9 protein-coding genes are annotated in these 8550 nt (G+C 61.3%); all 9 read left to right on the top strand.

Going from position 1 to position 8550, the window contains the following annotated elements; genetic code table 11:
- Positions 1-139 precede the first annotated feature (139 nt).
- The 9 genes from HKX41_10305 to ugpC all read left to right on the top strand — a co-directional run bounded on the left by HKX41_10305 (position 140) and on the right by ugpC (position 8415).
- Entirely contained in the window at positions 140-442 is a 303-nt protein-coding gene (locus tag HKX41_10305) for a hypothetical protein (protein ID NNC24532.1), read from the top strand.
- 164 nt (positions 443-606) lie between these two features.
- Positions 607-1851 carry a Gfo/Idh/MocA family oxidoreductase gene (locus HKX41_10300; protein NNC24531.1) on the top strand — a complete coding sequence of 415 codons (1245 nt, stop codon included), beginning with the start codon at positions 607-609 and terminating at the stop codon, positions 1849-1851.
- A gap of 60 nt (positions 1852-1911) precedes the next feature.
- A complete protein-coding gene (locus tag HKX41_10295) occupies positions 1912-2058 on the top strand; it encodes a hypothetical protein (protein NNC24530.1) in 147 nt (48 codons plus the stop codon).
- A 96-nt stretch (positions 2059-2154) separates the two neighbouring features.
- Positions 2155-3384 carry an ABC transporter substrate-binding protein gene (locus HKX41_10290; protein NNC24529.1) on the top strand — a complete coding sequence of 410 codons (1230 nt, stop codon included), beginning with the start codon at positions 2155-2157 and terminating at the stop codon, positions 3382-3384.
- 39 nt (positions 3385-3423) lie between these two features.
- The gene (locus HKX41_10285) at positions 3424-4362 is read left to right on the top strand and encodes a sugar ABC transporter permease (GenBank protein NNC24528.1); all 939 of its coding nucleotides are present in this window, start codon (positions 3424-3426) and stop codon (positions 4360-4362) included.
- 12 nt (positions 4363-4374) lie between these two features.
- Positions 4375-5226, top strand: a complete 852-nt coding sequence (locus tag HKX41_10280) for a carbohydrate ABC transporter permease (protein NNC24527.1) — start codon at positions 4375-4377, stop codon at positions 5224-5226.
- 48 nt (positions 5227-5274) lie between these two features.
- On the top strand, positions 5275-6063 hold the full coding sequence (locus HKX41_10275) for a trehalose utilization protein ThuA (protein ID NNC24526.1): 789 nt from the start codon (positions 5275-5277) through the stop codon (positions 6061-6063).
- On the top strand, positions 6063-7172 hold the full coding sequence (locus tag HKX41_10270) for a Gfo/Idh/MocA family oxidoreductase (GenBank protein NNC24525.1): 1110 nt from the start codon (positions 6063-6065) through the stop codon (positions 7170-7172). The genes HKX41_10275 and HKX41_10270 overlap by 1 nt, the downstream gene beginning before the upstream one ends.
- Positions 7173-7293: 121 nt before the next feature.
- A complete protein-coding gene (ugpC, locus tag HKX41_10265; GenBank protein NNC24524.1) occupies positions 7294-8415 on the top strand; it encodes a sn-glycerol-3-phosphate ABC transporter ATP-binding protein UgpC in 1122 nt (373 codons plus the stop codon).
- Positions 8416-8550: the final 135 nt, after the last annotated feature.

Raw genomic sequence — 8550 nt, 5'->3', positions numbered from 1 at the left:
GGCTGCCGGCAGCGATAAGTATCGCCGGACTGCTAGGCGCTTTGAAGGTCGTTGAGACCTTCCGGCGACCATCTATTAATCACGAACTCGAAACCAGTTCGCAAAGCGAGAAATAGCCGCGTTTCCTCGCTCTGCGCAGATGGGCTATCCGGACGTGGAGAAATTCGGTACCGCCCCGTATCTGGGAGAACATCTCCAGTACATGGAAAAGCGGCCAAGCAAGTCAACCGCCGGCATAAGACTGAATTTTTTTGCCGATAACCTGGATAAGCATATACGCGACTCGCTGGAGTTCGCCGAGAAGGAAATGCCCCACCGCTGTCGGGAAACGTCATCATGCCAGCCATTTCCGCAGAGAAGGAACGAGCGTGATGAAGCAGATTTCTGGTATGCGGGACCTTACAACTGGAATGCTCAAAACCCGATGGCCAAAAACACTTGACCACTACAACCCCGAGAGATCCCATGATGACCCTGTCCACTACTTCCCGGGACCATACATCTGAGCCTACCTCGACTCATTGAGACTTTTCGCGCCTATACCAAGGTCGCATTGATAGAGAGAGGGGTCTCGTTCATTCTCCGTTTTATAAATAATAAAAATAAATGGGATCCGGGGGAGCAAATACGGTTCCGCTGGTCCTGAAAGGGAGTGATATGTCTGACACGGCCCAGGTGCAACCATTGCGCGTTGGGTTGGTAGGCCATTCGTTCATGGGCCGTATCCACGCCCAGGCATGGCAGACGGCCCCGCGATTCTTCGAGCTCAGCAGGCGGCCGCAACTGACCACGGTCTGCGGTCGTGACGCCGAGCGAGCTAATCAGTTTGCGGAGGCGTTCGGAATCGGGCGCGTCGAGACTGACTGGCGGGCGCTCGTGAATTCCCCGGAGATCGACGTCGTCGACATCTGCGTCCCCGGCGACCTGCATGCCCCCATTGCCATCGCTGCACTCGAGGCCGGCAAGCATGTATTGTGCGAGAAACCGCTGGCCAACACGATCGCGGAGGCCGAAGCGATGGCGGCTGCGGCCCGCACGGCACGCTCGGCCGGGGTGCGATCGATGGTCGGTTACAGCTATCGGGGCACCCCTGCGATTGCCTACGCGCGGCAGCTCGTGAATGAAGGTCGGCTGGGGACGATCCGCCACATTCGTGCCCACTATCTTCAAGACGGGATCGTCGACGAGAACTTCCCGCTGGTCTGGCGCCTGCAGCAGGAGAAAGCCGGATCGGGTGCTCTCGGCGACATCGGCTCGCACCTGATCGACATGGCCGCGTTCGTTACCGGCCAGAGCCTGACCAGTATCAGCGCGCTGACCGAAACGTTCGTCAAGCACCGTCCGCTGCCGGATTCGGTCGACGGGCTCGCCGCGACAGCCGGCGAAGGCATGGGGGCGGTCACGGTCGACGACGCCGCAGTGTTCAGCGGGCGAACCAATGCGGGCGCCCTGGCCACCTTCGAAGCCACCCGGTTCGCCACCGGGCGCAAGAACGCGATGCGCCTTGAGATTAACGGTTCGGGCGGTTCCGTGTCCTTCGATTTCGAGAACCTCAACGAGCTCTGGTTCCATGACCACACGCTCCCCGCCGCCGAGGCCGGATTCCGCAGAATTCACGTCACCGAATCGGAACACCCCTTCCTTGACGCCTGGTGGCCGCCCGGCCATGGCCTCGGATACGAGCACGCGTTCACCCACCAAGCGGTGGTCTTTGCCCGAGCCATCGGTTCCGGTGCCGACCCGTCGCCCTCGTTTGAGGATGGTCTCTACGTCCAGAGGGTCCTGTCCGCCGTGCAGGCCAGCGCATCCGACGGCGCGCGGCTCACACCGATTTCCAGTGTTGCTGACTGAACGGTTCGCGCGCTTCCGGCCATAACATCCCCATCCGCATGTTGTTCAGAAGCTTCGAGCTTGATCTCTGGGCTGAAGGCGGAGCATTTCATTGCCGACAAGGGTTACGACAGCGACTCTATTGTTGGGCAAGCGGAAATCCAGGGGATGGCGGGTAGTCATCCCTCCGCGAAAGAACAAGAAAAAGAACAGGAAGATGCAACGTGAATATGACAGGCACCTCTACCTTGCGGCCGTACAGATCAGATGTCTGGCGCTCTGGCTCAGCATCTCGTGACGACATCACCTAACAAGGGGACACCCATGCGGAAGCACCACCCACACGGCACCTGTCGGCGAGTGATGGCGGCGATGGCCGTCGTCGTCCTTCTGGCCCTGACCGCCTGCGGAGACGGGACTACGTCTCAAGGGGCCAGTCCACTCACCCTGACGGTGCTCGACTACTACAACAACGACCCCAACGAGTCGTTGATGCAAGCGGCACTGGACAATTGCGCCGCTGAAATCGACGTCGAGATCGATCGTGAGACCGTGCCGGGGAAGGACCTGATTCAGAAGGTACTGCAACGCGCGTCGTCGAGGACGTTGCCAGACGTCCTGATGCTCGACAACCCGGATGTGCAGGAGATCGCCAAGACCGGAGGGTTATCCCCGCTGAGCGATTACGACGTCGACACCTCGGGGTTCACGCAGGGCATCTTGGACGCGGCGACCTATGAGGGAGAGGTATACGGCCTCGGGCCCGTCGTGAGCACCTTGGGCCTGTTCTACAACGTGGAGATGCTCGAAGAAGCCGGCATCGAGCCGCCCGAGACATGGGACGAACTGAAGACTGCCGCCGCCGAACTGACGACCGGCGACCGCTACGGCATCGCGTTCTCGGCGATTGCTAGCTACGAGGGAGCCTGGCAGTTCCTGCCGTTCATGTGGAGCAATGGTGGCGACGAGACCGACCTGGAATCCCCGGAGACCGCCGAAGCACTGCGGTTGTGGGTGGATCTCGTGAACTCAGGGGTTGCCTCGCAAAGTGTCATCAACTGGACGCAGGGAGATGTGAAAGATCAGTTCGTCGCCGGTAACACCGCCATGATGATCAATGGCTCGTGGCAGATTCCCACGCTAGAGGCATCCGACATCGAGTACGCATCTGTGCAGGTGCCAGTGAACGAGGCTGGCACCACTCCAGTGGCACCGCTGGGCGGCGAAGTCTGGACCGTGCCAATCACCGGTGACGAGGCCAAGCAGGCCAAGGCGGCCGAATTTGTCACATGTCTTTCCAGCGAGGAGAGCCAGATGGAAATCGCTGAGGCCACCTACAAGGTGCCGACGCGTACCAGTCTGATCGATGAATACGTCGCCAAGGAGCCGTCCATGGAGGCCTTTGCAGAGCAGGTGCGCAACGCGCGGTCGCGCACTGGCAAGGTCGGCACCGACTGGCCGGCGACTGCGACGACGATGTACGCCGCCATCCAGCTCGCCTTGACCGGTCAGGCCTCCGCGGAAGAAGCCTTCAAACAGGCTGCGGAGAACTAATTCGGTGGCCGAGATGCTACCCAGCAGAGGTTGCGAACCATGACTACAACAAATCGTCCCGCGATCAGCGTGCCGACGGAAGCACCGTCGAGGCGGCGTCTTCGGTTCCGGTCGGGAGACATCGTCAAACTGATGTTCGTGGCGCCGGCAGCGATCTATGTGGCGCTGTTCTTCGGCTACCCAGTAGTGAAGAACGTCATCATGGGGTTTCAGGAATATACGACCCAGACCTTCTTCACCGGCGAAGCCCCCTGGGTGGGGCTGAGCAATTACGTCACCGCGATTAGTAGCCAGCTCTTCGTGCCGGCCCTCTGGAACACGGCGATCTTCACGTTTGGATCAATTGCCGGGCAGTTCACGATCGGGTTGGCGCTGGCGGTCTTCTTCCAGCGCAAGTTTCCGCTCAGTGGCTTCATGCAGGCCATCCTCCTGTTGCCATGGCTGCTGCCTCTGATCGTGGCCAGCGCCACATGGCGCTCCATCATGGATCTGGATGGAGGCGTCCTGAACCAAGCGCTGGGGGTGGTTGGCCTGGACGCCATCCCGTGGCTGACGGATCCAAGCTTCGCACTGATGGCAGTCATCCTGGTGAATATCTGGGTCGGTATCCCGTTCAACCTCACGGTCCTCTACGGGGGGCTGCAAGAGATCCCCGAGGACCAGTACGAGGCAGCGGCGCTCGACGGTGCCACCGGATGGAAAGCGTTCTGGCACATCACCCTGCCAAATCTTCGTGGCGTGATCGCCGTGGTCCTGATCCTCGGAGTGGTCTACACGCTGAAGGTCATCGACATCATTCTTGGCTTGACCAACGGCGGTCCAGCCAACGCGACTCAGACCCTCGCCATCCGCGCCTATGAATCGTCCTTCGTAGACTTCGAGTTCGGTATCGGAGCGGCATTCAGCAACATCTTGATCCTGATTTCGCTCGTTTTTGCGCTGATCTATCTCCGCGGCATACGTCGGTCGGCCAACTAGCAAGGAGCTCTCATGACAACCCCTGTTGAACGTGCCGACTGTCGTCCCACGTCTATGCGCCCCTGGGCTGACATCAGATACACGATCTTGGGTGTGGTGCTCGTGGCCATCATGCTCTTTCCCGTCTACTGGATGGTCAATACGTCGCTGCAGCCGTCCGGCAACACCCTGAACGCGGGCTTCTTTCCGACCCATCCCAGCTTCGACGGGTACGCCACCGCGATCACCGAGCAGGGGCAGAACCTGGTGACGTCGTTGATCGTCTCGTTGGGAGCCGTCGTCGTTAGCCTCGCCATCGCCACACCGGCGGCGTATGCGCTCGCGCAGTTCCGGTACCGCTGGATTAACACGGCGCTGCTCGCCATTCTGGTCGCCCAGATGATCCCAGGTATCGTGATCGCCAATGCGCTCTACGCTGCCTACAACACGCTCGGGTTGCTCAATACGACGCTCGGGCTGATCTTGGCGGACGCATCGCATTCGGTCCCGTTCGCCATCCTGATCCTGCGTGCCTTCATGCAGGGGCTGCCGCCGTCGATCCTGGAGGCCGCCCGCATCGATGGTGCCGGGCATTTCAGGGCGTTCTGGTCGATCGCGCTGCCGCTCTCTCGCAATGCCATCGTTACCGCCAGCCTGTTCGCGTTCCTCTTCGCGTGGAGCGACTTCCTTTTCGCCTTGACCCTGACGACCACCGACGAGCTGCGTCCTGTGGCCTTGGGCATCTACCAATACCTAGGCACGCAGGTGTCCAACTGGGGTGCAGTCATGGCGACGACGGTGCTTTCCTCCTTGCCCGCGATCGGCCTGCTGTTGCTCGCTCAGCGCTATATCGCGGCTGGTGCCACGGGGGGAGGCGTAAAGTAGCCGCCTGTCCCCTCGACCCCTGACCAACCAATGAAGTGAAGATGAGTCATGAACGGAACCACCACTCCCGAATACCCGATCAATGTCCTCGTGTGGGGAGAGAACCGCCACGAACAGGTTCAGCAACGTGTGCGCGACCTTTATCCGGATGGCATGCACACCACCATCAAAGAGGGAATTGAGGAGAACCTCGGCGAGAGAGCCTGCGTCCAGACCGCCACCCTCGACGACCCGGAGCACGGTCTGACCGAGGAGGTCCTGGCGAACACCGATGTGCTCCTCTGGTGGGGCCACGCTGCGCACGACGAAGTGGACGACGCGGTCGTCGAACGAGTATATCGGCATGTCCTATCCGGGATGGGGCTGCTCGTGCTGCACTCCGGGCACTGGTCCAAGATCTTCACTAAGCTCATGGGTACCACCTGCACTCTGCGCTGGCGTTCCACGGATGATCGCGAGCTGGTCTGGACTGTGGATCCGACACACCCGATCGCCCGTGGGATCCCGCACCCACTCATCATTCCGGCCCAGGAGATGTACGGCGAGCACTTTGATGTGCCGGCTCCGGACGAACTAGTCTTCCTGTCAACCTTCTCGGGTGGCGAGGTCTTCCGCAGTGGCATGACGTACCGCCGCGGCTACGGGAAGATCTTCTATTTCAGCCCAGGTGACCAGGACTTCCCCGTCTACCATCAAAAAGAGATCCGCCAGGTGCTGGCCAATGGTGTCGAATGGGCCAAAAGCCTGCGACCTGAACGCGCCACACCCACCCTGCTGCGTTACGACCGCGAGGACTTCTATAACGGTCACGGCTATGAAGGGGCAATGGAGGACTGATGGTGACATTTCGAACCCTCAAGACACCTGCCCCTCTCCGTGTCGTTCAAGTCGGCGCGGGCGGAATGGGACGCGCATGGCTGCGGACGATTACAGCGAACGACGATGTCGAACTCGTGGGTGTCGTCGACCTGGATACCCAGACGGCACGGTCGGCCTTGGCCGAGGCCAGCATCGACGGCGTTATCGTCGGTACCAGTGTGACCGAGGTGGCGCTGGAAGCCGGCGCACAGGCCGTGGTCAACGTGACGATTCCCGAAGCGCACCTGTCGGTGAACCAAGAGGCGCTGCTGGCCGGACTGCCCGTGCTGTGCGAAAAGCCAGCCTCCCCGACGGTCGCTGACGCCCTGATCCAGAGTGCGACCGCAACCGTGATGGGTGAGCTGCTCATGATCAGCCAGTCACGCCGGTACTTCGCCACACTCTACACACTCCGAGACCAGGTGCGGACGCTCGGGGAGATCGGCACCGTGAGCTGCGAATTCTTCAAGGCTCCCCATTTCGGTGGCTTTCGGGAGGAAATGGAGCACGTTCTTCTCTTGGACATGGCCATTCATCAGTTCGACGTTGCCCGATATCTGATTGGACACGAGCCCGTGTCCGTCTACTGCGAAGAGCACAATCCGGGGTGGAGCTGGTTTCGGGGTGCGGCTAACGCCACGGCTGTCGTCGAATTCGAGGGCGGGACGCGTTTCGTCTACACCGGAAGCTGGTGCGCACCTGGCCACGAAACCTCGTGGAACGGCTCGTGGCGGATCAGCGGCGAACACGGGACAGCCCTTTGGGACGGCGAGGCCATGCCTGTGGCGCACCGTCCGGAGGAACTGTACTCGACGGACGAACAAGGCGTCGGCGTCGTACCCGAAGCGCTCGCCGGCGCGCTGGCTGAGTTCGTCTCGTCGTTGCGTAGCGGGGTCGTTCCCAGCGGAGAGATCGGCGCAAACGTTCGGAGCCTTGCGATGGTCGAGGCTGCGATTCGGTCAGCGGACTCCGGCGAACGCGTCTGGATCGACGACGTCTTGAGTCAGGCGCGTGAAGCGGCTATCGCGACGGCCGACAGGGACGACGTCCGCCGGGTCTTAGAAGACGGCGTGCTCAAGGCGAGCTGACGAAGGCGCTGCACCATCAATCACCGGTTGCAGCGATGAAAGAATGGCAGGCCGAACGGCCAGATCTATTTACCAAGTGGGCAGCCAACCACCCGGGACTCGATATCTAGGAGCCTTTCTCATGGCAACACTACAACTCAAGCAGATCACCAAGCGCTTCGGCGACACCCATATCATCCAGGGCATTGACCTGGAGGTTAACGACCGGGAATTCGTGACCTTCGTTGGTCCGTCGGGCTGTGGCAAGTCGACGCTGCTACGGATGATCGCCGGGCTGGAGAGTGCGACCTCCGGCGATATCGTCCTCAACGGTACGCGCATGAATGATGTGGACCCAGCGGATCGCGACCTGGCCATGGTGTTTCAGAACTATGCGCTCTACCCGCACATGACCGTCGAGGACAACATGGGGTTCAGCCTGCGCCTTGCCGGCGCTAGCAAGAAGGCGCGCCGCGAGAAGATACACGAGGCGGCCAGGATCCTGCAGCTCGAGCCGCTGCTCGATCGCAAGCCAAAGTCGCTCTCCGGCGGCCAGCGTCAGCGAGTGGCCATCGGTCGCGCCATCGTGCGCAATCCTAGCATTTGCCTGTTCGACGAGCCGCTCTCCAACCTGGATGCGGCCCTGCGAGTGCAAATGCGCATCGAGCTGGTTCGCCTCCACGAGGAGCTGGATGCCACCACGGTCTACGTCACCCACGACCAGATCGAGGCCATGACCATGGCTGACAAGATCGTGGTGCTTCAGGGTGGCATGGTCGAGCAGGTCGGCTCGCCCATGGAGCTCTACCACCATCCTCTCAACCGTTTCGTGGCCGGCTTCATCGGTTCGCCGAAGATGAACTTCCTGCCCGTCGAGGTGGTGGAGGCCGATGCTGAAGGGGCCAGCGTGCGCCTGCCGGGCGGCGGTGTCATCAAGGTGCCGGTGGATGGCCAGGGCCAGCGCCCCGGTACCTCATTGGAGCTGGGCATCCGCCCCGAGCACCTGGCGCTCGATGATCAGGGGCCAATGAGTGGCGATATCCGGGTGCTCGAGCGCCTGGGGGGGCAGACCTCGCTGTATGTCCAGATGATGGACGAGTCCATGGTGACCATCATGGCCGATGGCGATGTCACCAATCGTGTGCACGACAAGGTGTGTTGCGGCTTCGATCCCGGCCGTGCCCATCTCTTCGACGCCGACGGCTTGGCTCTGCCCAGCCTCAAGCAGCACCCGCTGGTCGACCGCGCCGCGGCTGACGCCTGAGGAGCATAGGTGACCCCGGGGCGATGTCGGTGATTCGTACTCCGGTGCCCGGAAGGTTGATGTATACCGCGTCGCGCTCTGGCTGCCGGCAGCGATAAGTATCGCCGGACTGCTAGGCGCTTTGAAGGTCGTTGA

Origin of the sequence: Salifodinibacter halophilus, from assembly GCA_012999515.1 — a bacterium.
GTDB lineage: Bacteria > Pseudomonadota > Gammaproteobacteria > Nevskiales > Salinisphaeraceae > Salifodinibacter > Salifodinibacter halophilus.
Note: the sequence above shows the minus strand (reverse complement) of the source record. Positions and strands in the feature narration are given on the sequence as shown.